The organism is Sphingobacterium sp. UME9, from assembly GCF_014170215.1.
In the GTDB taxonomy this organism is placed as follows: domain Bacteria; phylum Bacteroidota; class Bacteroidia; order Sphingobacteriales; family Sphingobacteriaceae; genus Sphingobacterium; species Sphingobacterium paramultivorum.
On the sequence record NZ_LZZP01000013.1, the window covers coordinates 239,743 to 263,727 of the forward strand.

General features: G+C 38.7%; 18 protein-coding genes and 1 riboswitch. Of the genes, 10 read left to right on the plus strand and 8 right to left on the minus strand.

Going from position 1 to position 23,985, the window contains the following annotated elements; all coding sequences use genetic code 11:
- The first annotated feature begins 58 nt into the window (after window positions 1–58).
- Complete coding sequence (locus A9970_RS20040) at window positions 59–589, plus strand: hypothetical protein (RefSeq protein WP_153844914.1); 531 nt, start codon at window positions 59–61, stop codon at window positions 587–589.
- A 100-nt stretch (window positions 590–689) separates the two neighbouring features.
- Here A9970_RS20040 and metE read toward each other — a convergent pair whose 3' ends face one another.
- The 3 genes from metE to A9970_RS20055 form a co-directional block, all read right to left on the minus strand.
- Window positions 690–3,002 (minus strand): 5-methyltetrahydropteroyltriglutamate--homocysteine S-methyltransferase, encoded by a 2,313-nt coding sequence (metE, locus tag A9970_RS20045; protein WP_159731409.1) that lies wholly within the window; start codon window positions 3,000–3,002, stop codon window positions 690–692.
- Window positions 3,003–3,080: 78 nt separating this feature from the next.
- Window positions 3,081–3,184: riboswitch (SAM riboswitch) on the minus strand.
- Window positions 3,185–3,372: 188 nt separating this feature from the next.
- Window positions 3,373–4,062, minus strand: coding sequence for a response regulator transcription factor (locus A9970_RS20050; protein WP_172840643.1), 690 nt, complete (start codon window positions 4,060–4,062; stop codon window positions 3,373–3,375).
- A 102-nt stretch (window positions 4,063–4,164) separates the two neighbouring features.
- Window positions 4,165–5,997 (minus strand): sensor histidine kinase KdpD, encoded by a 1,833-nt coding sequence (locus A9970_RS20055; RefSeq protein WP_153844916.1) that lies wholly within the window; start codon window positions 5,995–5,997, stop codon window positions 4,165–4,167.
- Between the two features lie 381 nt (window positions 5,998–6,378).
- On the opposite strand from A9970_RS20055, the gene A9970_RS20060 reads away from it, so the two are divergent.
- Window positions 6,379–6,708 (plus strand): hypothetical protein, encoded by a 330-nt coding sequence (locus A9970_RS20060; protein WP_153844917.1) that lies wholly within the window; start codon window positions 6,379–6,381, stop codon window positions 6,706–6,708.
- A 47-nt stretch (window positions 6,709–6,755) separates the two neighbouring features.
- Here the strand turns inward: A9970_RS20060 and pyk are convergent, their stop codons facing one another.
- Together pyk and A9970_RS20070 are read right to left on the minus strand one after the other, a co-directional pair.
- Window positions 6,756–8,183: a pyruvate kinase gene (gene pyk, locus A9970_RS20065; protein WP_153844918.1), complete on the minus strand. Its 1,428-nt coding sequence runs from the start codon at window positions 8,181–8,183 to the stop codon at window positions 6,756–6,758.
- Window positions 8,184–8,317: 134 nt separating this feature from the next.
- Complete coding sequence (locus A9970_RS20070) at window positions 8,318–8,812, minus strand: IPExxxVDY family protein (RefSeq protein WP_227550100.1); 495 nt, start codon at window positions 8,810–8,812, stop codon at window positions 8,318–8,320.
- A 287-nt stretch (window positions 8,813–9,099) separates the two neighbouring features.
- Between A9970_RS20070 and A9970_RS20075 the strand changes: the two genes are divergently transcribed.
- The 8 genes from A9970_RS20075 to A9970_RS20110 all read left to right on the plus strand — a co-directional run bounded on the left by A9970_RS20075 (window position 9,100) and on the right by A9970_RS20110 (window position 17,810).
- Window positions 9,100–9,336, plus strand: a complete 237-nt coding sequence (locus A9970_RS20075) for an acyl carrier protein (RefSeq protein ID WP_028070665.1) — start codon at window positions 9,100–9,102, stop codon at window positions 9,334–9,336.
- A 27-nt stretch (window positions 9,337–9,363) separates the two neighbouring features.
- Window positions 9,364–10,617 carry a beta-ketoacyl-ACP synthase II gene (gene fabF, locus A9970_RS20080; protein ID WP_120333106.1) on the plus strand — a complete coding sequence of 418 codons (1,254 nt, stop codon included), beginning with the start codon at window positions 9,364–9,366 and terminating at the stop codon, window positions 10,615–10,617.
- A gap of 84 nt (window positions 10,618–10,701) precedes the next feature.
- Window positions 10,702–11,442: a ribonuclease III gene (rnc, locus tag A9970_RS20085; protein WP_075990857.1), complete on the plus strand. Its 741-nt coding sequence runs from the start codon at window positions 10,702–10,704 to the stop codon at window positions 11,440–11,442.
- Between the two features lie 24 nt (window positions 11,443–11,466).
- Complete coding sequence (hisS, locus tag A9970_RS20090) at window positions 11,467–12,849, plus strand: histidine--tRNA ligase (protein WP_182983474.1); 1,383 nt, start codon at window positions 11,467–11,469, stop codon at window positions 12,847–12,849.
- Window positions 12,850–13,092: 243 nt separating this feature from the next.
- Window positions 13,093–14,088 (plus strand): pyruvate dehydrogenase (acetyl-transferring) E1 component subunit alpha, encoded by a 996-nt coding sequence (gene pdhA / locus A9970_RS20095; protein ID WP_046674850.1) that lies wholly within the window; start codon window positions 13,093–13,095, stop codon window positions 14,086–14,088.
- 29 nt (window positions 14,089–14,117) lie between these two features.
- Window positions 14,118–15,749: a pyruvate dehydrogenase complex dihydrolipoamide acetyltransferase gene (locus A9970_RS20100; protein WP_182983475.1), complete on the plus strand. Its 1,632-nt coding sequence runs from the start codon at window positions 14,118–14,120 to the stop codon at window positions 15,747–15,749.
- 382 nt (window positions 15,750–16,131) lie between these two features.
- On the plus strand, window positions 16,132–17,322 hold the full coding sequence (locus tag A9970_RS20105) for a serine hydrolase (protein ID WP_153844921.1): 1,191 nt from the start codon (window positions 16,132–16,134) through the stop codon (window positions 17,320–17,322).
- Between the two features lie 128 nt (window positions 17,323–17,450).
- Window positions 17,451–17,810: a CoA-binding protein gene (locus A9970_RS20110; protein ID WP_182983476.1), complete on the plus strand. Its 360-nt coding sequence runs from the start codon at window positions 17,451–17,453 to the stop codon at window positions 17,808–17,810.
- Here the strand turns inward: A9970_RS20110 and A9970_RS20115 are convergent.
- From A9970_RS20115 to A9970_RS20125, 3 genes are all read right to left on the minus strand, one after another.
- A complete protein-coding gene (locus A9970_RS20115; protein ID WP_153844923.1) occupies window positions 17,807–19,057 on the minus strand; it encodes an ROK family transcriptional regulator in 1,251 nt (416 codons plus the stop codon). The two genes, A9970_RS20110 and A9970_RS20115, sit on opposite strands and share 4 nt — an antisense overlap.
- A 151-nt stretch (window positions 19,058–19,208) precedes the next feature.
- Window positions 19,209–22,610 (minus strand): DUF1080 domain-containing protein, encoded by a 3,402-nt coding sequence (locus A9970_RS20120; protein WP_182983477.1) that lies wholly within the window; start codon window positions 22,608–22,610, stop codon window positions 19,209–19,211.
- 12 nt (window positions 22,611–22,622) lie between these two features.
- Window positions 22,623–23,891, minus strand: coding sequence for a Gfo/Idh/MocA family oxidoreductase (locus A9970_RS20125; protein ID WP_088160080.1), 1,269 nt, complete (start codon window positions 23,889–23,891; stop codon window positions 22,623–22,625).
- Window positions 23,892–23,985 lie beyond the last annotated feature (94 nt).

Here is a 23,985-nt window from a genome sequence, read left to right on the forward strand (position 1 = left end):
AGTTACTTTCAAGGTTATTGTGAAAGCTGGATATGAATGTTATGTTTTAGAAAATTTTATGAATTCAGTAAATAAATATGTCCTTCAGGCACTGGATAATTATCCTATGTATTTGGAGGAGACCATGGAATCCTTATCCTATGCACTGTCTTATGATGAGTCCAATACAATGGCGCTTTGTTTGATGGGAAGAGTTCATGCCGAACAGCTATTGGACTATGAGCAGGCAAAAAGGTATTTCCAGGAAGCTTTGGTGCATAATGTGCAGGCACTGGAAGTATATCCTTATTTCATTCAGACATTGATTGATATGGGGGATTATGAAGCTGCAAAAAAGACGATTAAATTTGCTTTGACACTTCCGGCGATGCCCTTGACAGGGATTTGGATCAAGAAAGCACTTCTATTTGAAAAATTAAGAAAATACAAAAAGGCATTGAAGGCGTTAAAGATGGCAAAACTTGAAAATGTTGATCTTGATTTTTCGTCAAGCCTGAAGTCGATTGAAGATCGGATTAAAGGGAAACAGGAAATTAAGAACGGGAGAGAAAAGGAAAATAAGAAAGAAAAGAAGAACACCCGAAAATAGTCTTACACTATCCCGATAACAGTTTTTGTTTCGAACCAAGGTCCCATAAAGAAGCCCTAGATGAAATTTCATCTAGGGCTTTATCAATATAGTTTAAGAATTATTCTGCTCTTAAGATTTTCGCAGCCTCAACCATCGACTCTAAAGCCGCTTTGGTTTCTGGCCAAGCACGAGTTTTTAAACCACAGTCAGGGTTAACCCAAAGCTGTTCTGCTGGAACTACTGCTTTTGCTTTACGCAATAGATCTACCATCTCATCTTTGCTTGGAACACGTGGTGAGTGAATGTCATAGACACCTGGACCAATATCATTTGGATATTTGAAATCACCGGCGAAAGCATTCAACAATTTCATTTGAGAACGTGAAGTCTCAATCGTGATGACGTCAGCATCCATTGCAGCGATATCTTCGATTACATTATTGAACTCAGAGTAACACATGTGTGTGTGAATCTGTGTATCGTCTTCTACATTTGATGAAGAAACACGGAAAGCACGTACTGCCCAGTTCAAGTAATCTTTTTGATCAGCTTTACGTAGCGGTAATCCTTCACGGATAGCTGGTTCATCGATTTGTATGATTTTGATACCTGCTTTTTCCAACGCTTGTACTTCATCCAAGATCGCCAATGCAATTTGGTAAGTCGTTGTTGAACGCGGTTGATCATTACGTACGAAAGACCATTGTAAAATTGTTACTGGGCCAGTCAACATACCTTTAACCGGACGATTTGTCAATGATTGCGCGTATGAAGACCAACGGACAGTCATATCTTCAGGACGGTATACATCACCATAGATAATTGGAGGTTTTACACAACGTGAACCGTAAGATTGTACCCAACCGTTTTGTGTGAAAGCGTAACCAGCCAATTGTTCACCGAAGTATTCAACCATGTCGTTACGTTCGAATTCGCCGTGTACTAATACGTCGATATCTAATTGCTCTTGAAGACGGATTGTGTTCTCAGTTTCTTCTGCGATTGCTTTATCGTACTCTGCCTGCGTGATAGCACCTTTTTTCAAGTCTGCTCTCCATTTACGAACATCTTTCGTTTGTGGGAATGAACCAATAGTTGTAGTAGGGAATGCCGGCAAGTTGAATTTCGCTTGTTGCGCTGCTTTACGGTCAGCAAATGCTGAAGTACGTTTTGCATCGTTATCAGTGATATTGCTTGTACGTGTTTTAACCTCTGGTTTGTGGATCAATGGAGAAGTACGACGGCTTTCAGCAGCAGCTTTGTTAGCTTCGAAGCGTTTTGCTGTTTCAGCATCAACTTCACCTTCCGCTAGTACGGCTAAGTCTTTTACCTCAGCTAATTTTTGTTTAGCAAATGCTAACCAGTTTTTTACTTCAGCTGGTAGCGATTGCTCATTGTGCTCATTGTCTAAGTCAAAAGGAACGTGCAACAATGATGAAGAAGGAGCTACCCATACACGGTCTTTTCCTAATGCATCAACAGCCTGTTTGATTTTAACCAATGATTTTTCGTAATCATTTTTCCAGATGTTACGGCCTTCAACAATACCCAAAGATAATGTTAATGAAGCAGGAACTTTAGCTAGTACCGTATCCAATTGGTTTTCACCGCGTACCAGATCCAAATGTAAAGCATGGATAGGTAGGTTAACTGCGATATCTTCGTTGTCTTTTAAAGCTTCGAAGTAAGTCGTCGCGATTAATTTGATATTTTTTGCTGCTGCAGCTAATTTTTCGAAAGTAGGTTGATATAAAGCTTTTACTTTAGCATCTAAATCCAATGCTAAGAAAGGCTCGTCAATCTGAACATATTGGGCACCAGCCTCAGCTAGTTTAGCTAATATTTGCTCATATACTGGAACAAGTTTATCCAATAAATCGATGCGGTCGAAGCCAGCTTCTTTTTCTTTACCGATCAAAAGATAAGTGATAGGACCTAGTAGAACTGGTTTAGTATCGATGCCTAATGATTTTGCTTCGTTATATTCATTTAAGAATTTTTCGGACGTCAATTTGAATTCTTGATCTTTTGTGAATTCTGGTACCATGTAGTGGTAGTTGGTATCCAACCACTTGGTCATTTCCATTGCCGTCACGTCGATTCCTTCTTGTTGGAAACCACGCGCCATGGCAAAATATAGATCTAAGCTGTAATTGTTGTCTACTTTATTCAATAAAGAATGGTAACGAGCAGGAATTGCACCAACAGTAAGGGTTAAATCCAATACTTGATCGTAAAAAGAGAAATCATTGGAAGGGATCAAATCTATTCCAGCATCTTTTTGTGTTTTCCAATTGCCTTCACGAATTTTTTTTGCTGTGTCCAATAATTCCTCAACAGAAGATTTTTTAGCCCAATAGGCCTCATTGGCTTTTTTCAATTCGCGGAACGCGCCCACACGAGGGTAACCTAAATTGTTAGTCAATAACATAATGAATGTTTTTAATATTTCTTTTTCAACTATATTTCTTGCTAGAGAGAGAAGGACACACTAGAATTCGGTGACTTCGGCTTATCATTCCCATATCAAGTAGGGTAGAATTTAGCACCTTGTCAAGGGACAGGTTGCTAAGGCTTCATCGGGTCTATTCCCTCTGCCTTTCTCTATAAGCGACGCTAAGTTAGAACATTTCTTTTTGAAATGCAAATTTTTTATAAAAGTGCGTCAATTTTTTATATTCTACTAAAGATGAAATTGTTTTGTTCTTTTCTTTTCATCCATGAATTAGTGTATGCTATGTTTCAATACACTGTGTAGCATAAAAAATGGGGAATGACTGTATTTCTCATTCCCCATTCTTTTAGCTCACCAAAAGTTTGTAACCTTTTCCGTGCACATTGACAATTTCAACCTTACTATCTTCTTTTAGATATTTACGAAGTTTACTGAGAAATACATCCATACTTCTACCCGTAAAGTAGTTGTCATCATGCCATATTTTTAATAAAGCTTCTTCCCGGGTCAGCACGTCATTTTTCTTTAAACAAAGCAAGCGTAGTAGTTCCGCTTCTTTAGTGGATAGTTTTTGCATCTGTCCTTTGTAAGAAATTTGCTGACTTGTATAATCAAAGAAATAATCGCCAATTTCAAATTTATCAGCAACCACTTCCTCTTCTTTGTCTCGAACACTGCGTTTCAATAAAGCATTGATGCGGAGCAATAATTCTTCAACTCGAAAAGGCTTGGTGATATAATCATCTCCCCCTAGTTCAAAGGCTTCGGTTTTATCTTCCATCATCCCCTTTGCTGTGGCAAAGATAATAGGAACAGTATTGTTTGTTTTTCTGATTTCACGTCCAACTGTAAATCCGTCCTTTTTTGGCATCATGACATCGAAAATACAGAGGTCGTAGTTATTTTTTTTGAATTGAGAAATCGCTTCATCTCCATCCGTGCATAATGTGACGTCAAATTTTCCCTTTAATTCGAGATAGTCTTTTAAAAGATCCCCCAAATTAGGATCATCTTCTGCTAATAATATCTTTTGCATAATGATTATATTAATTTTCACCAATGTCCCTTGATGCTGATAAATCAGCTTTCCTCAACCTTTGAAATTTTTTAAAGAGGAAATATACAAAAAAGGAACGTTTTATTTTTTAATAGGCAAAATTACTTCAAAGGTCGTGCCCTTATCTTTTTCACTTTTAACTGTAATTTTTCCGTTCAGCCTTCTCAGGATGTCCTGTACATAACTTAAGCCAAGACCAAATCCTTTGACATTATGAACATTTCCAGTTGGAATACGGTAGAACTGGTCGAAAATCTTTTGCAGGTGATCCCGGCTCATCCCAATGCCGTTGTCGGCAATGGTGACGACAATGGTATCGCCAACATTTTTTGAATTGATGTTGACATGTAAATCTCCTTTGCTGTACTTGATGGCATTATCCAATAAATTGTAAAATACATTCGAAAAATGTAACTCATCACCAATAACAATATCCTTGGTCGCTGCAAGATCTATACTGAATTTTCCGCCGATATTCTGCATGCGTAGCTGCATACTGTCCGTTACTGCAGAAACAAGATCATTGATGCTTACTTCTACCTGGTCGAGTTTTAGCGTTTCTTTTTCTAGTCTTGCCAAATCGAGTACACGTTCAATATGATTTCCGAGTCTAACATTTTCGTCGTAGATGATATTAGCCAATTTCTGAACGCGCTTGTGGTCGGCATTGATGTCTGGATCTTTAAGTGACTCACTGGCAATCATAATTGTTGCAACAGGTGTTTTAAACTCATGCGTCATGTTGTTGATGAAATCTGTTTTCATTTCCGAAACTTTCTTTTGTCTGAAGATGATAATCAGTGTATAAGCAAAACAACCCACCAGCAAGAAAAGTAGTGCCAGCATAGGTAGTAACAGATAGCCCATATTATCTGCGATTATTGCCTTTTTATTGGGGAAATAGATTGTTAATTTCCCTGGCGCAGCACCGATATCACCTTTAAAAAGTGCGGTCGAGTATTTTGTTGTATTTGTCGGGTTATTTAAAGCGGCTTCGTTTAAAATATTATTCAGTAATATATTGTTTGTACTCCATATTTCAATATTAAAAGGAGCTTTAATGTCGCGTTGAGCCAACTCTTCTTTGATAAGTTCTTGGACGATAATAACATTCAATCGATCTTTTAACGGACGTTTAGCCAGCTCCATTCCAATAGCAACATCTTCGATGTAGTCTGCTTTTTTGCCCCCCAGCATGGCAACGGAATCGTATACATTAAAACCACTCCAAGCATTTTTTCTGTTGAGAATATCCAATCTTTTTTCCAAATCAGAAATTGTTTTTGCAAGTTTCGTGTTCTCTCTAGGTGGTAATGTGGCTACCCTGAATTTTGTCTGTTGATTGACCAGTGGGTCCATAAGGGGGATAACAAACCGTGTGCTATCGTCTTTTCCACTAATCTGATCATCTACCTTTGATGCATTTAACATGATAAAAGCCTGTACAAGATTATCGTCGGTAAGCTCATTTGAAACAGAAAATTTGATGAATTTCTGGTACTCCGGTCTTTTGATGTATGTTTCGTAAAAAGAATTCTTGATTTCAATTACATTTGGATACAATGCGCGTAATTGGTCTTCTTGCTCTTTAAAGTTTGAGAAAACAACATGTTGTTTGTTTTTTAATTCTTCAATTCTATACTGTATTTCGAGTTGCTCGGCCAAAAGACGTTGTTTGGCTTGTTCCTGCTTGGATTTTTCAATGTTACGTTCCTGTTGAACTTTAGCAAAGTCGACCACTTCCCGTCGTTCAAGCTTTCCGGCAACAGCTGTAATCGCAGCATTGACGGACTCATCAAATAATTGGGATTTTTGACGATAGGAATCTCTCAGAAAATAGAATTGCATAGCCAATACCCCAATTAGAGCTAGAGACATCAGTCCAATGATTAATACAATGCTATTTTTCTTCATTAGAATTGGGTATTAAATAAATGTATTTTGAATATATAACAAAGTTTATAGCACTCAGTTTATTTACCATTTGCGTATCCATCCCTTATACCATGTGAGTGGCCATTTAAGGTCCGGTAGCTCATATTTTCTTAAATTGTTACAAATATAAAGATGCTAATGTGTTTTGATGCTGTTTTAACAATGTTTAACAGCAATCTGTTTAAATATAGGTGCTGTTGTTTGTAAATTAGTGAATAGAAATGAATTATATGCTGAATTGGTCTATTTGATAAATTTAATCTACGCGGTCGAGTCTGGCTGCTGTAGAAGTGAATAAGCCGAGTATAACGTGTTCATTGGTGCAAATGAGTGCAGATACTCTTTAACAACTATATAGAGATGAAAAGTTATGTATTATTATTGGTATTATCTTCCATAGGGACCATTGCTTTGGGGCAGGTGAAGGTAAAGCCGCAGATTCCTTTAATGGAGGAAAAAGAATCAAAGATGCCTGTCCTAAAATTGGATTCTTCAGATGAAAAATATCATATGCCCATTAAGAAGCCAAATCGTGTGGATGGTTTAGCTCCGATGCCAGGAACAGAAAAAATGCCCAAAGGTGATGAGAAAGAAAACAATCTTCCGTTTAGGCGCTTGAATGATTCGTTAAAGGTGAAGGACTTTAAATTAAAAATCGACTCCTTGTATCCAAACAAGCAAAAAAAATAGCGTTCTATCTAGAACGCTATTTTTTTTGCTTTAATCCTTATTGTCCATTATAGCTGGGAAACACGGATTGTATTTGTTTTACCTTTTTCGATTAACGGCGTCGAAGCTGTATTGATAATGATAGATCCAGGTTTAACGTAGTTATTTTTTACAATAAATTTGTTAACATCATGGATAGATCCATCCGTGCTTTCGAACTTGTCGTAGATAAATGTTTTTACTCCCCAAAGTAGGCTGAGTTGTTTCAGCAATTTTTGTGTTCCTGTGAAAACTAAGATATCTACATTTGGTCTATAACTTGTAATTTCAAACGCTGTTGCTCCAGATGATGTCAATACCGCAATTGCTGATGCATTTGTTTTTTGAGCAAGGTAAACTGAAGAAGCACAAATCGCGTCCGGAATAAGTGTTCCGTCGTGGATTTCACTAACTTTCTCATTATAATAAGGATAAGAAGTTTGTTCCACGTGGATAATGATTTTGCTCATTGTTTCGATAACGATTTCAGGGAATTCACCAACTGAAGTCTCGCCACTTAACATCACAGCATCCGCTCCATCCAATACGGAGTTGGCTACGTCATTTACTTCAGCACGTGTAGGACGTGGTGTAGTGATCATACTTTCCAACATCTGTGTCGCAATGATCACTGGTTTTGAAAGATCTCTACATTTCTGTACGATGATCTTTTGAAGTCCTGGTACCTCTTCCATTGGAAGCTCAACACCCAAGTCTCCACGAGCAACCATAACAGCATCTGTAGCTTCAATAATTGCATCAATATTTTCAATCGCTTCTGGTTTTTCAACTTTTGCGATTACACGTGCATGGCTTCCTTTTGCCTCAATGATTTTTTTACATTGAAAAATATCTTCTGCCGAACGGACGAAAGACATAGCGATCCAGTCTGCACCATGATCCAAGGCAAAATTCAAGTTGTCTAAATCTTCTTCGGTCAACGAAGGGATAGATACTTTGGTATTTGGTAAGTTAACGCCTTTACGTGAAGTAAGAACACCTCCATGTACAACTTCACAGGCAACAGTGTCTTTATGATTGGTCTCTAAAACACGAAGTTGAAGTTTTCCGTCGTCAAGTAAAATGATTTCGTTGGCTTCAACATCGTTTGGAAAGTTTTCGTATGTAATGTAGATTCTGTTTTCGTCTCCGATAAGCTCGTGTGTCGTGATTTCAACTTTTGAACCATTCACGAGAACAGCGCCACCTTCTTTCATTTTTCCGATCCTAATTTTTGGACCTTGTAAATCGGCTAAGATGGCAACATTGAATCCTGTTTCATTATTTATTGCATTTATAGTTTCGATTACCTTAAGGTGATCTTCCTGGCTGCCATGAGAGAAATTCAACCGGCACACATCAACCCCTTTGGCAATCATGTTGGTCAAAACTTGTTTGTCTGCCGAGGCAGGGCCTAATGTTGCGACAATTTTAGTCCTTTTTTGAACTTTTTCCATCTGTTATTTTGTATTTTAAATGTTCTTCATTAATCACAACAAATAGCAAACTATATTGTTGTGTTCTGTCAAAACTAAATCGAATTAATTTAGATCTAAACTGGGGTGTATTTGCTACACTAACCTACAGTTTGCTAAAATATGAGATTTTCTTTAGATTTCAATATTTTTGGCGATATTTCTTTTGCAATGACGACTTCGGGTAATTTGCTGATCCTTTTGATAATATGTTCCACGTCATCCTCACAGATGTAGTTTTTTATAATGATAAAAAAATCAAAGTGGGGGTTTTCAGGAATTAAATAAGTTCCTTCGATGCTCTTATTGTTGATAAGAAAATATTCGGTATCGGCATCGGGGATAAGGTGATGAAAAGCAGTGAAGTGGTAGCTTATTTTTTTCTTTGTGTCAAAGATAATATGATATTCAAGTTCTTCTTCGGGTTTGTTTTTTTGTCGACCATCGTGGTCGTATTTGCTTTCTTTTCCTCTGGAAAAATTCAGATTAGTCTCCTTGTTGATGAAATGGCAGAGTCGGTAATCTTTCAAAGAACAGGTAATGGCGAGTAGGGTAAAATCCAACTCTTCGTCCATATCCATATCTAATCTTGCTACTAACTTATTGACCACTTTAATGCTTAAATATATGTTCCTCTGCTAACGAAGGTACTAATAATTTCAAGGTTGGAATATACTTTTTGTGTAAAATTTGAGTTAATTAGCTGAGCGTTTGGAATACAAAATATTTTTTGTTATACTTGAACTAAGTTAATATAGAGTGGGTTAGCTAGTATAAGACGCGAATAAGTTCGGTCGCCTAACGTGGTGACTTTCATCTAAATATCAATTTAGGTTTGAATTTTGATGAAATTTATTTTTCTTTGCACAGATTTATTAAACAATTAAACTATAAAATCATGTCAGATATCGCTTCAAGAGTAAAAGCAATTATCGTTGAAAAATTAGGTGTTGACGAAAACGAAGTAACACCAGAAGCTTCATTCACTAATGATTTAGGTGCTGATTCACTTGACACTGTTGAGTTGATCATGGAGTTTGAAAAAGAATTCAACGTTGCTATTCCTGATGATCAAGCAGAGACTATTGGTACTGTTGGTCAAGCAATCGCTTATTTAGAAAAAAACGTTAACTAACTAATTTAATTAGGCTAATCGTAATAAATGGAGCTTAAAAGAGTAGTAGTAACAGGATTAGGCGCCCTTACACCAATTGGAAATACCGTCTCAGCTTACTGGGAGGCGTTAATAAATGGTGTAAGCGGAGCTGCTCCTATTACGCATTTTGATGCGTCAAAATTCAAGACTCAGTTTGCATGTGAGGTAAAAGGGTTTGATCCGCATGAATTTATGGATCGTAAGGAAGCTCGTAAAGTCGATCCTTTTGTACAGTATGCAATTGCGTCAACAGATGAGGCAATTAAAGATGCTGGCTTAGATTTTGAAAAATTAGATACAAATCGTATCGGAGTAATTTGGGGTTCAGGAATTGGGGGTTTAACAACTTTCACTGAAGAAGTTGCAAATTTTGCAAAAGGAGATGGAACACCTCGTTTCAATCCTTTCTTCATTCCTAAGATGCTCGTTGATATTGCTCCAGGACATATTTCAATGCGTCATGGTCTTCGTGGTCCCAACTTTTCTGCCGTATCGGCTTGTGCCTCAGCTACCAATGCAATGATAGATGCTTTTAACTATATTCGTATGGGCAAAGCTGATGTGATTGTTACGGGTGGATCAGAAGCTACAGTCAATGAAGCTGGAATTGGTGGGTTCAATGCTATGCATGCTTTGTCAACCAGAAATGACGATCCTAAAACAGCCTCACGTCCTTTTGATAAAGATAGAGATGGTTTTGTTTCGGGAGAGGGTTCAGGTGCCTTGATCTTAGAAAGTTTGGAGCATGCCTTAGCACGTGGAGCAAAAATCTATGCAGAGATTGCAGGGGGTGGAATGAGTGCTGATGCACATCATATCACAGCATCGCATCCTGAAGGATTGGGCGCAAAACTGGCTATGACAATGGCTGTAAATGATGCAGAGATGGATTTTTCAGATATTGATTATATCAATGTTCATGGGACTTCTACACCGGTCGGTGATATTAGTGAAACGAAGGCTATTGTTGACCTGTTTGGTGAACACGCCTATAAATTGAATATCAGTTCAACTAAATCAATGACAGGACACCTTTTGGGTGCTGCAGGGGCCATAGAAACTATCGCTTCTATATTGGCTGTTCAAAATGATATTGTCCCTCCGACAATCAATCACTTTACAGACGATCCGGAAATTGATAATAACTTGAATTTTACATTCAACAAAGCGCAAAAACGTACCGTTAATGCGGCGTTGAGCAACACATTCGGTTTCGGTGGGCATAATGCTACCGTTATTGTGAAAAAATATAAAGCTTAATGTTTGATCCTTCAAACATGGTTTGATAATATGAGCTAGCGACAGGTTCTTTAACTAGGACTTGTCGCCTTATTTTTAGAAGAGATGCCTTTTGCAAGGATATATAAATTATATTTTTCGCCAGATCGGGAATACGTTAGAAAACTAAAAAACCTGCTTGGATTTGTTCCCGGAAATGTACATCTGTACAAGATGGCGTTCAGACACAAGTCTGTCGCCGTTACAATTAAGGAGGGCGCAAAGAATAGCAACGAACGTTTAGAATTCTTGGGTGATGCTGTTTTGGGTTCGGTTGTGGCTGAACTGTTATTTAAGAAGTATCCTTATAAAGATGAAGGGTTCCTTACTGAAATGCGCTCAAAAATTGTCAGTAGAGCAAACCTAAACCAGCTTTCCAGAAAGTTGGGGTTTAATGAGCTTATCCAGTTTGATGCGCGAATGATCAGTTTTCCGAATAAACAAGGATCCTTATTGGGAGATGCTTTTGAGGCATTGGTAGGGGCAGTCTATCTGGACAGGGGCTATGTTTTTACAAAGAGCTTTTTGTTGAATCGAATTATTAAACCGCACGTCGATATTCATCTATTGGAACAGACGGAAACAAACTTTAAGAGTCGATTGATTGAGTGGTGTCAACATACTGGCAAAGAGATCGTATTTCGGCAAACAGACAACCCAGAAGGGGAGTCTTCTAAAATGTTTAGTATTGAAGCGGTCGTTGATGGCGTTGTTTGTGGGCTTGGCCGTGATTTTAATAAGAAATCTGCAGAGAAATCTGCTGCCGAAAAAGCCTGTGAATTCCTTAAAATTCTGGAAGTAGAATAAAGGATTTTATTAACTTTGCCAAATATGGCAGTAGTAAAACCTTCTTTGGCAAAAGGAACGCGTGATTTTTCACCTTCCGAAATGATCAAACGTAACTATATTTTCGATACACTGAAAACGGTATTCAGAAAATATGGCTATAATGAAATACAGACCCCTTCATTTGAAAATTTGACAACCCTTACCGGTAAATACGGTGACGAGGGTGATAAATTGATCTTTAAGATTCTTAATTCGGGTGATTACTTGGCGAAAGCGCCAGATAACCTGCTTCACGATAAAAATTCCAATAAGCTCATTCCTCATATATCAGAGAAAGCACTACGATATGATCTTACGGTGCCGTTTGCACGCTATGTTGTGATGCACCAAAATGATATTACTTTACCATTTAAGCGTTTTCAGGTACAACCTGTGTGGCGTGCAGATCGTCCGCAGCGCGGAAGATACCGTGAGTTTTATCAATGTGATGTCGACGTGGTCGGGTCAGAAAGTCTATTGAATGAAGCTGAGTTTATTTTGATTTATCAAGAAGCCTTCGAACGTTTTGGACTGAAAGATTTTAATATCAAAATCAACAACCGGAAAATTCTTTCAGGTATTGCTGAAATCATCGGAAAACCGGAACTGATTGTGGATATGACCGTCGCGATCGATAAATTGGATAAAATCGGGTTGGAAGGTGTCAACAAAGAGCTGTTGGAAAGAGGTTTTACAGAAGCAGATCTTGCTATTTTGAAACCTATAATTTTATTGGAAGGCTCGAATGATGAGAAACTGTTTTCCTTAAAAACGATTTTAGCAACTTCTGCTGTCGGTTTAAATGGTATTGCTGAGATTGAAGAAGTGTTTGACTATGTCGGCAAATTAGGTGCTGAAGAAAAGTTGCTTAATCAAATCATAGATCTGGATATTACATTGGCTCGAGGTCTTAATTATTATACAGGTTGTATCTTTGAGGTCAAGACGAATGAGGTTGCCATGGGAAGTATAGGTGGCGGTGGTCGTTACGATGATCTAACAGGTATGTTTGGGCTGAAGGGGCTGACAGGAGTCGGTGTTTCCTTTGGTGCGGATCGCATCTATGATGTGTTGGAAGAGCTGGAGTTATTTCCTATCGGTAAGGCCGATTCTACCAAGCTCCTGATTATAAATTTTGATAAGCAACTGGAAAGTTATACCCTGAATTTACTCAATAAGCTTCGGAAGGAAAATATCGCTTCGGAACTCTATGCTTCTCCTGTAAAATTGAAAAAACAAATGGGTTATGCGGATGGGAAAGGAATTCCCTACGTATTATTAGTGGGTGACGAAGAGGCTACTTCAGGGCAATTGTCTTTAAAGGACATGGAAAGCGGGGAACAGGTAAAGGTAACTGAAAGTGAGCTGATACAAAAACTTCGATAGCAAACAGTTTGCATAAAATAGATTAAGCCAAATGATTATTAAGTCCTTTGGCTTTTTTATTTTCATAAGTTTTTGATTTATTTGATTGTGCCGTTCATTTATTTGCAATCAAATGCTATATACTTTAAATCAAATGTCTTAGAAGTGTCTTAAAGTATAAATAAAATTGATTTTTGGGCAAGGAAATTCGTCCAAAATTATTAGATTTGTAGTCTAGAATAGTAAGAAAATCAAAACTTTGAAATGAGTTCAACACCTATAACAAAAGAGACATATTTGGAGTGGTATAAGTCTATGTTACTTATGCGTAAGTTTGAAGAAAAAGCAGGTCAACTTTACGGACAGCAAAAGATTCGTGGTTTCTGTCACTTGTACATAGGACAAGAGGCTGTAGTCGCTGGAACGATGTCAGTAATCAAACCTGAAGATTCTTTAATCACTGCTTATCGTGATCACGCCCACGCTTTGGCTAAAGGCGTTTCTGCAAATGCTTGTATGGCTGAATTATATGGAAAGATCACTGGTTGTTCAAAAGGTAAGGGAGGTTCTATGCACTTCTTCTCCAAAGAACACAAATTCATGGGTGGCCATGGTATTGTTGGTGGTCAGATTCCTTTAGGTGCTGGTATTGCATTTGCTGAAAAATATCTTGGTACAGATAATGTAAATATCTGTTATATGGGTGATGGAGCTGTGCGTCAAGGTGCATTCAATGAGACATTGAACATGGCGATGTTGTGGAAACTTCCGGTTATCTTCGTGTGTGAAAACAACGGTTATGCAATGGGTACTTCTGTACAACGTACAACGAACATGCAGGATATTTACAAAATGGGCTTAGGTTTCGATATGCCTTCTGCTCCGGTTGATGGAATGGATGTTGTTGCTGTACATAATGCGATGGACGAAGCTGTTCAACGTGCTCGTGCAGGAGAAGGTCCAACATTCCTAGAAATTCGTACATACCGTTACAAAGGACACTCGATGTCTGATCCAGCTAAATATCGTACGAAAGAAGAACTAGAAGCGTATAAAGACCGTGACCCATTGTTGTCGACTAAACATGCTATTTTAGAAAACAACTATGCAGATGACGCTTGGTTTGCAGAAGTTGAGGCTGATGTGAAAAAGGTCGTTGAGGAGTCGGTGAAATTTGCAGAGGAATCTCCTTATCCAACTGCAGATGAATTGTACAAAGATGTATATGTACAACAAGACTATCCATTTATTTTAGATTAATACTCTTTAACTTGATAATATAATAAAGAATGGCTGAAGTAGTAAGAATGCCGAAAATGAGCGATACAATGACCGAAGGGGTCATCGCGAAATGGCACAAAAAAGTTGGTGATAAAGTAAATTCTGGTGATTTAGTAGCTGAGATTGAAACAGATAAAGCTACGATGGACTTTGAGTCTTACCAAGAAGGAACTCTTTTATATATTGGTCCCAAAGAAGGCGAAGCAGTAGCTATTGATGCTGTTATTGCTGTTTTAGGAGAGCCGGGTGAAGATTTTCAAGCATTGTTGAGTGGTGATGCACCTGCTGCTGAAAAAGCACCAGAAAAAACTGAAGAGAAAAAAGCAGAAGAAGTTTCTGGATCAGAATCTTCGGCTAGTACTGTAACTCCTGAAGAATTGGGATGTACGGTTATTACAATGCCTTTGTTAAGTGATACCATGAAAGAGGGCGTCATTGCGCAATGGAACTTCAAAGTTGGTGATACGATTAAATCTGACGATGCTATTGCTGATGTAGAAACTGATAAAGCGACTATGGAAGTTACAGCTTATGCTGATGGCACCTTGTTATATGTTGGTCTTGAAGCTGGACAAGCTGCAAAGGTTAACGATATCATCGCGATCGTTGGTCCTGCTGGAACTGATATCACACCTTTGTTAAATCAAAAATCTGCACCTGCAAAGGCGGAAAGTGCTGAAGCTCCTAAAGCTGATTCAACTGCTGCTGTAACTGCTGCACCGGTAGCATCGTCTTCAAGCGATGATTCTCGTGTGAAAGCTTCTCCTTTAGCACGTAAAATTGCACAAGAAAAAGGGATCAACTTAGGTGATATCAAAGGTTCTGCAGATGGTGGCCGTATTGTGAAGAAAGACGTTGAATCATTTGTTCCTGTTGCTGCACAACCTGCGGAGACAAAAGCTGCAGCTGCTCCTGCAACCGAAGCAAAAGCAATTACTTTGCCTACATTTGTTGGTGAAGAGCGTTATACTGAAAAACCAGTTAACCAAATGCGCAAAACTATTGCGCGTCGTCTAGCAGAGTCATTGTTTACAGCTCCACACTTTTATTTGACTGTATCTATTGACATGGACAATGCAATGGCTGCTCGTGCACAGATCAATGAGATTGCTCCAGTAAAAGTTTCTTTCAATGATATCGTTGTAAAAGCTGTTGCTGTTGCCTTGAAAAAACATCCTGCTGTAAACTCTTCATGGCAAGGCGATAAAATCCGTTTCAATGAGCATACCAACATTGGTGTTGCAATGGCTGTTGAAGATGGTTTATTAGTTCCTGTTGTGCGTTTTGCAGACGGTAAATCATTGTCACATATCTCTGCAGAGGTGAAAGACTTCGCCCAAAAGGCGAAAGCTAAAAAATTACAGCCTGCGGATTGGGAAGGATCTACATTTACAGTTTCCAACTTAGGTATGTTTGGAATTGACGAATTTACATCCATTATCAACTCACCAGATGGAGCTATTCTTTCTGTTGGTGCTATTCAAGCAGTTCCTGTTGTTAAAAACGGTGCTGTAGTTCCTGGTAATGTAATGAAAGTGACTTTGGGTTGTGATCACCGCGTGGTTGATGGTGCAACTGGAGCTGCATTTTTGCAAACATTAAAATCTTTGGTTGAAAATCCAGTAAGATTATTAGCATAATCCTTTAATAGAGGAATTAAAAGCCACTTTAGTAATAAAGTGGCTTTTTTTATGGCCTTAATTGATTAAGCTCATTCCACGGGAAAGCTTTTTTTACCGATAGTTTCTATCGTTATCTGTTTGGTTGAAGTAAGTACACGTTGTCCAACGCTATAGTAAAGGAGACTCTGTGCGTAAAAAAGGTAACATATACGATGAATAACAATTATTGTGGGGAAAAATTCGTTTTTTTATACTAAAATCTTCATTTTAGCATTATTATCAGTATGCTGGTCCTTCTATTACGAGCTTCAATAATTTGACATTATTTAGGACACAGGAAATAGGAGGTATTTATTGATATACAATACAGAAAACACAAAAATCCGGGAGACTTAGTATAGTGAAATTATTTTTTTTAAAGGGAATAGTCGCTCTTTTGTTTGTATCTACAGTGGCTTGTAGTTCAAAAGAGAAAAAACAGAAGGAAGCAGCGATAGCGCAGGCAAAAGTGGATAGCACAAGGCTCATCTATAATCCAAATAATGCAGATCAGAAGATCGATGCTTTTATGAAAAATCTTCATTCAAAAGCTGCATTCAATGGGAATGTTCTTGTTGCTAAAGATGGTAAAATTTTATATCAGAATACATTCGGCTGGGCCAATTACTTAAAACGGGATAGTCTAAAAATTGATGACAAATTTGAACTCGCTTCCGTTTCTAAACCGCTTACAGCTGTCGGAATTTTAAAGTTAGTGGAGGCAGGAAAGTTACGGCTCGATCAAACGATCAATGACTTCTATCCAGATTTTCCTTATCCTGGTATTACCATAAAAATGTTATTGACACACCGTTCGGGATTACCTAATTACGTTTATTTTTCCGAGGAACATTGGCCTGATCGTAAGAAAGGAATGACGAATCAGGATGTGATGAAAATGTTGACTGAATTTAAACCCAATCGCTATGGTGCGCCAGGAGGGCGTTTCTTTTACAATAACTCCAACTTTATGGTCTTAGGGGCCATTATTGAAAAGATATCAAAGCAAGATTACGCTACGTATATGAAAGATAGCGTATTTAATGTTGCAGGAATGACAAATACAGCTGCACTTTCTAAGGCAGTGTATGATAAAATTCCGACTAACGTTATTGGGCATGACAAGGTATGGCGAAGATCGGTCGTGCAAAATTTTCAGGATGGACCGCTTGGTGACAAAGGAATTTATAGTACAGTGCGTGACCTTTATCGTTTTGATCTTGCTTTGAGAGATGGACGATTGTTAAAGCAGTCAACATTGGATTCGGCATACCGAGGATATCCGGATGCCAAAAAGGGAATTTTTAGCTATGGTTATGGTTGGCGTACGTTTGAGCATGGTAATGATCATATCGTATACCATACAGGTTGGTGGCACGGTTTTAGACATATTTATGTAAGAGATTTAAAGAGAAACATAGTTATTGTTTTACTTTCTAATATGACAAATGGAAGCTTGGTCAAATTGGACGAGCTTTATAAAATCATGGGAATGCCAGTATTGCGTAAAAATGCGTATAGCAACCATGGTGATTTTATCATCGATGAGTAATTTTTGGGCGATGCTACTTTGAGAATTTAGATTATCTTCTTTATCCTATTGTAACGAGAAGGCAAAGAAGATAATCTACATGCACTGAGTATGCATACAACAGGTAAACACAAAAGATATAAAAAGGGATGAAAAAAACATTGATTTTAGGTGCTAGTACCAATCCTTCACGTTATTCGAATAAAGCTGCAAATATGTTGCATAAACATGGGCATGCTATCGTCAATATTGGCTTGAGTGGAGGGGAAGCCGCCGGAGTTCCTATTGAAAAGAAAGGTGAGATCTATACGGATATTGATACTGTGACAATGTATCTTAGTGAGCCTAATCAGAAAGAATATTACGATTATATATTAGCGACGAAGCCAAAACGAATAATATTTAATCCTGGTGCGGAGAATGCAGAATTGGAACAGCTCGCTATGGAGCACGGTATTAAGACAGAAAGAGCCTGTACTCTTGTCTTGTTGAGTACAGGGCAGTTCTAGATTTTGGATTTATGAAGCAATTCAACCGATAGGTACTTCGTGATAAAATAATTTGTCAGACCCACGGTATTGCTGTCGAGATTTAGACTTGACACTTTTATGTCACAATGTTCCTTCAAAATGGCCATGGTATAGGAATTTATGGCTTGCTGTATCGGAATCGTGATCAATTCATTTGCTTTTGCAATTTTTCCACCCAACACGATCAATTCGGGATTGAGTAGCTGTATTAAGGATGCAAAAGCTTTTCCTAGATTTGTCCCTAGTTTTGAAATCTGGTTTATTGCAAATTGATCACCCTTGTTTGCCGCTTCAATAATATGTGTCGGTGTTAAATGTTGTAATTCATCGGGTTGCAATTCATTTAATTTAGTCAGCTCTCCTTTTTGAATTTCCTGTTTAGCATTGTTGACCAAAGCAATTCCGGAAGCTACGGTTTCCAAACAGCCCCTTTTCCCACAGTAGCAAAGTTCACCGTTGTCGATAAAGGGCATGTGTCCTACTTCCCCGGAGTAGCCATCACGGCCTAGGTAGACTTCGCCATTGGACACGATTCCTAAACCTATCCCCCAATCCATTAGGATAATTAAACTGTTTTTTGTGTTTTTTGCCAATCCAAATTTCAATTCAGCATAAGCTGCACCTTTGACGTCATTCAGAATGAAGACCGGTTTTTTATATATGCGCTCAAAATAGTTTGTTATGGATTGATTGTCCTCATGTAAAAAAGTCTCGTTGGTACCTTCTTCAGCGTTGATTAGTCCTGGCATGCCAATAATAATCCCTGTTAGGTTCTCGGTATCAACTGATTTATCGATGAGATATTGATCAACGATTTGTGTGATAATAGCTAGATTTTCTCCATTGCGAGATAATTCATTATCAAGCTCAATAGTTTCAGCAATAATGTTCTGGTTGTTGTCCATTATGCTCAGTGTGATGGAGAAACGTTGGAGTTCAATCGATAGCACCTGAAATAATCCATCACATAGCTTATATAAATTGGGTTTACGTCCACCAATAGATTCTCCTTTGTCAAATTGACGGATAAAATCATCTTCCAGCAATTCTGCAATGAGGCTATTTACCGTAGGCAGGCTTAAATAGAGGTTTTTTACAATGTCATTTACCGATACAGATCCTAATTCGGCTATTAATTTTATAATGGAGATTTTATTGAACAGATTTTTCTTTTCAGGTTTACTCTCCAATTTTTTGTTAATCAGTAAGTTTACGGCTTTAGTCATAAAACATCATATTTTGAAATAGAATCCTCAGGGCTTTAATTTAGCAAAAGTTTTGGAATCATTTGGTTATTTTTCTCACTTGACAAGCAAGTGGGCTAATTAGCAAAAAGGGGATAAGATTCCTTATCCCCTTTCTACGTATAAGTTTAGACTATTTGAGTTTTTTCACTCGAATATCTTTAAAGAATACTTCGGTACCGTGTCCTAGAAACCCGATATGACCAGAGGTTCTTTTAAGCCCGGGATGTTGTTTGCCATCCAGGGTTCCATTTTTGCTTGCCTCTGCGATATCCGCATCCACGATAACCGCGCCATTCAGTGTAACTTTGATGCGATTTCCTTTCACCACTATTTCCTCGGAGTTCCATTCACCTACAGGTTTTAAATGACCTTTTTTGGCAGGAACAACTCCATAAATTGAACCGTGATATTGGTATTGCTTCAAGTCTTTATAAACATCTGCACCATCATCAAGTACCTGGATTTCCATAGCCTCATATGCGGCATCTCCTTCCAGAGGAGCGCGTATTCCCACACCATTGTTGGCACCAGGAGTTAATTTGAAGTCGAAGCGATAAATGAAGTCTGCATATTCTTCTTTTGTGTAAAGGTTTCCACCAAATTTTGCATTTGGATACACCCAGATATAACCTTCGTCATTGACGACATAAGCTTGGTTTTCTGTCCACTTGTCGAGGTTTGTTCCATCAAAAAGTACTTCAAAACCTTCTTTTTTCTCTTGATCGCTCAATTTAGAGATTTGTTTTCTTGGAAATTCCTTGATAAAAAGATCTCTATAATAAACAACTGAACCATGCGCTTGTAACTCAATTTGTTCGGTAGGGAAAATTGATTGGTTCCTATCCCAATAGTTTTCAAGAGGAATATTATCGGTTACTAACTGTCCATTTAACCAAACTGTGACTTTATCGTCTACCATTTTGATTTTAAACGTGTTCCATTCGCCAGTAGCATTGTCGGCAACCTTTAATGGTTTGCTTTCATTTTTCTGGTTGTTATATAATCCGCCAGAGCCAACTTGGGCGCCGACTCTTGTATTTGCAATATCCCAAATTTGTACTTGTGGAGTACCTCTCAAGTAGATACCGGCATCACCTTCTATACCGCCATAGTTTTCCAATTTCCAATCTACGAGCATTTCAAAATCGCCATATTTCTTTACGGTAGCCAGATTATCTCCTTTACCACTGAAGGCAATTTCACCGTTGGATGCTGTCCAGCCTTTGCGCATGATATCGTCGGCTTTAGCTTGTTCTGCTGCTAAAGTTTTCTCGTTCATTTTACTGCGTTTGATCGGATCCGCTACCAAACCTTTCCAGCCACTTAGGTCTTTACCGTTGAACATCGAAACATAACCTTCTTTGATTGGCATTTCAGCGAGATAGCGAACAACAGCTTCTTTAAGGTATCCACTTTCACTACCCGACAATTTACCGATTACCTGTTCAAGAACCTCTCTAACCTTTTTGCCATAGAACTTGTTGTCCATTGCAATGTTCATCGCTACATTGGCCGCAGTTCCGCCAAGTTGAGCGTCGTTCATTAAATCGGCGGAAAAAACTAAAGACTGGTATGTTCCTGTAGGTTGTAATGCCGATAATGCTGCTTTTTTCTGATCTGTTGTTTTGGCAACGTTGAATGCATCTCTTAATAACAAAGTTTTCTGTTCAGGCGTATTCGAAGAAGAAGAAATTGATTTAATTAATCCTCTGTATACCGTATTGAAAAGATTATCGTCTTTTTCTGTTCGGGAAAGAGATACCAATTCTGGTAGTGCGTTGGAGGTAGACCAGCCAGCCAAAGACTCAATTGCTGCGGACCGTAGACCTGTATTATTGTTGTTAAGGTATGCAGTTACAGCTTTCAATGACTGGGCGTCACCAAGCCCAGCAAAAATAGGGAAATACTTAGCGGTATTAGGCGCTGCAGACTTCGATATATTTGCTGCTAGTTTTTCTGTTAATCCTTTTGAATTTGTGCTTGACTGAACCACATTGACAATGGAACGTTGCAATAGCACGGCAGATTTATTGTCTGTCGTATTGTTTAACCTACTGAATAGTTCTTCTAAGTCCGATTCCTGAGCTACATTTGGGAGTGCTTTGTTGATCGCTTCTTCGACAGCAGGGTTTGCACTCTTTATGGCTAATACAGCTTTGGATGATGCATTGTTGGAACGTTTACTTAAAATATCCAGCAATTGAATCTTTTTGTCGTCGTCTACAGTGGCAAGTGCATTGTTGACGTCAGTAACGACATTTGCATCTTTCGAAGAAAGTATCAATGCTTTTACCGAATTGTTGAATTGTTGATCAGCGTTGAGCGCCTGGATTAAGGTATTGGTTTCTTTACCCTGAGATAGTGTATTTAGTGCACTTAATCCAGCTAATTTAGTTACGGGAGACTGTGTTTTATTTACTAATGCCTGGATTAGTTTTAAGCTGCTTGCCGAACCATTGTGGGCTAAGTAGTTCAATACACTTTCTTGCACTTCAGGAGTACCCTTGCTTGCTAAAGCAAGCAAGCTTTTTGCGTCGGCGCCTTTTCCATATTTTCCGAGTAATTGTAATGCAATGTTACGGTAAGCACCATTATCGCTCTTAACAGCTGCTAACAAATTCTTTTGTTGTTTCGCTGGGTCGATGGTTGTCAATAATTTAAGCGATGCAATTTGGCCGTTGATCGATTTTGCTTTTTGTGATTCCTGGAAAAACTTGTTTAGGAACTTAACCGCATCTTGGTCGTGTTTATTGTCGATCAATGCTTGAGCATAGTCGATACCAAGTCCTACTGCATCCAATTTGTCATAGCTATAGCCGGCGGCATTTAGTTTTTCCTGGAATAGCGATTCAGAAGCTGTGCCCCCGATTTTGCTCAGCGCGATCAATGCTGTTCGTTGGAAGCCATCCGAATTATATTTTTGCGTTAATCCTAAAATGGCACTTTCAGCATTTTTATCTTTTAGATCTCCGAGTGCTGTAACCAGGGCAATGGCAGTTTTCTCTGTTGTGGATGCTGCTAAAGCTTTTCCTAAGGCTGCTGTCGATTCAGGGGTACGAATAGAAACTAGGGTTCTCGCTGCTGCATCGGCGAGATAATCGTTTGTCAAACAAGTAGCGACAGCTGGTATAGCTGTATTATCGGCGCATTGACGTAACAGGCGTAGGGCAAAGACCTGATTTGTTGGTTCACTCAATTGCGCTATGGATTTTGCCAATCCTTCAACGAAAACTCTTTTTTGTTGTTCTTTACCAGGCTGATTTACATAGAACGAATAGCTGTTTGCCGCAAATTCTATCGGAGCATTGTTGCTACCTGGTGCTTTAAGTCCTTTGAGGAACGTAACGACGTCATCAGAAGAAAAACCTTCCAGCTCATGCATGGCAAGTAAAAACTTTTCTTTTTCTTCAGCCGGCTGTTGTGCCAATACGTCTGCTATTTTAGTTGCAGTCGTTCTATTTTGTGGTTGCTGAGCGTAGGTTGCACTAGATATAAGAAGCAATACGGTCAGCGAATTGAATATTCTTTTCATTAGGATATCTTTTTAAATAGACCAAGGGCCTCTCATTGGTTGGTGAATTAATCTATTTGCGGCGTCGTCATTAATAAATAGCTCATTTTGGGAGTCATATTTTAGTGATCTGTTCAGTCGCAATGCTGCTAATCCCATGTTGACCAATGTACAAGAACGGTGTCCATTGATTTCATTCAGTGCAAACTTTTCTCTTGTGCGAACGGATTCCAAGAAGTCAGTAATCTGTGGTGCAGGTTCAGGGTACTGTGCAAGTTTTCTCTCCAAATCTGGTATATCTGACTGAAACCCTCGATATAATTTACCTTTTGGACCTTCAATATAGGCTGCCTTTTCATCTTTCGCTTCACCATCTAGAATGATCTGACAACCATCGGCATAGGTAAATGTAATTCGTCTCCATGTGCCCACGGCATCCGGATGTTGCTGCGGAGCATCAACGTCGACGGTAATCGGGCTTTCGTTGTCTTTACCTAAGAAGTATTGAACAGGATCCATATAATGTTGCCCCATATCTCCTAGACCGCCACCATCATAATCCCAATATCCTCTAAAAGTGGTATGTACGCGGTGTTTATTGTAAGGCTTGTACGGCGCCGGACCTAACCAAAAATCGTAGTCAAGTTCAGCCGGTACTTTCTCCTCTGGTAAATTTTCTTTTCCTACCCAATAGAACTTCCAGTCAAAGCCGGTATGTTTGCTTATCGTAACTTTCAAAGGCCAACCTAACATGCCAGTATCAACTAATTTTTTGATTTTGCTTACCGGAACATTCATTCCATAAAAGTCATCCTTGAAACGAAACCAGGTATTTAAACGGAAGATATTGCCATGTTGTGCAATGGCTTCTTTTACTTTTTTACCCTCACCGATAGTACGTGTCATTGGTTTTTCACACCAGATATCTTTTCCTGCTTTTGCCGCTTCAATGGACATCAGTCCATGCCAATGTGGCGGAGTAGCAATATGCACAATATCTACTTCCGGAGATTTAATCAACTCCCTAAAGTCATGGTATTCCTTCACACCACCGCCTAAGTCTGCTTGTGCTGCCGCTAGATGGGTTTTGTCCACATCACAAATGGCTACTGTTTTAGTTCCGGCGTAGCCAAAGTGTCCACGGCCCATATTGCCGACACCAATTACACCTTTGGTTAGATGGTCGCTCGGAGCAAGATAGCCCTGTCCTCCGAGTACAAAGCGTGGTACAATAGAAAATGCCGCAGCACCGACCACGGATTTTTTTATGAAATCACGCCTTGATGAATTCTGTTCTTTCATTTTGGTTGGATTAGTTGTTTTATAATTGATCCACTATTAGGCTGTTAAAAATAACGGCATTGGATATTTAATCTTAAAAATAGATAAAAAACTG

Bases quoted from the DNA above. Each gene is read 5' to 3' on its own strand.
- A9970_RS20100 (WP_182983475.1), top strand. From the start codon at position 14,118: ATGGCTGAAGTAGTAAGAATGCCGAAAATGAGCGATACAATGACCGAA.
- A9970_RS20110 (WP_182983476.1), top strand. From the start codon at position 17,451: ATGAAAAAAACATTGATTTTAGGTGCTAGTACCAATCCTTCACGTTAT.
- pdhA (WP_046674850.1), top strand. From the start codon at position 13,093: ATGAGTTCAACACCTATAACAAAAGAGACATATTTGGAGTGGTATAAG.
- pyk (WP_153844918.1), bottom strand. From the start codon at position 8,183: ATGGAAAAAGTTCAAAAAAGGACTAAAATTGTCGCAACATTAGGCCCT.
- A9970_RS20050 (WP_172840643.1), bottom strand. From the start codon at position 4,062: ATGCAAAAGATATTATTAGCAGAAGATGATCCTAATTTGGGGGATCTT.
- metE (WP_159731409.1), bottom strand. From the start codon at position 3,002: ATGTTATTGACTAACAATTTAGGTTACCCTCGTGTGGGCGCGTTCCGC.
- A9970_RS20060 (WP_153844917.1), top strand. From the start codon at position 6,379: ATGAAAAGTTATGTATTATTATTGGTATTATCTTCCATAGGGACCATT.
- A9970_RS20125 (WP_088160080.1), bottom strand. From the start codon at position 23,891: ATGAAAGAACAGAATTCATCAAGGCGTGATTTCATAAAAAAATCCGTG.
- hisS (WP_182983474.1), top strand. From the start codon at position 11,467: ATGGCAGTAGTAAAACCTTCTTTGGCAAAAGGAACGCGTGATTTTTCA.
- A9970_RS20040 (WP_153844914.1), top strand. From the start codon at position 59: ATGAATTCAGTAAATAAATATGTCCTTCAGGCACTGGATAATTATCCT.
- A9970_RS20115 (WP_153844923.1), bottom strand. From the start codon at position 19,057: ATGACTAAAGCCGTAAACTTACTGATTAACAAAAAATTGGAGAGTAAA.
- rnc (WP_075990857.1), top strand. From the start codon at position 10,702: ATGCCTTTTGCAAGGATATATAAATTATATTTTTCGCCAGATCGGGAA.
- A9970_RS20055 (WP_153844916.1), bottom strand. From the start codon at position 5,997: ATGAAGAAAAATAGCATTGTATTAATCATTGGACTGATGTCTCTAGCT.
- fabF (WP_120333106.1), top strand. From the start codon at position 9,364: ATGGAGCTTAAAAGAGTAGTAGTAACAGGATTAGGCGCCCTTACACCA.
- A9970_RS20120 (WP_182983477.1), bottom strand. From the start codon at position 22,610: ATGAAAAGAATATTCAATTCGCTGACCGTATTGCTTCTTATATCTAGT.
- A9970_RS20075 (WP_028070665.1), top strand. From the start codon at position 9,100: ATGTCAGATATCGCTTCAAGAGTAAAAGCAATTATCGTTGAAAAATTA.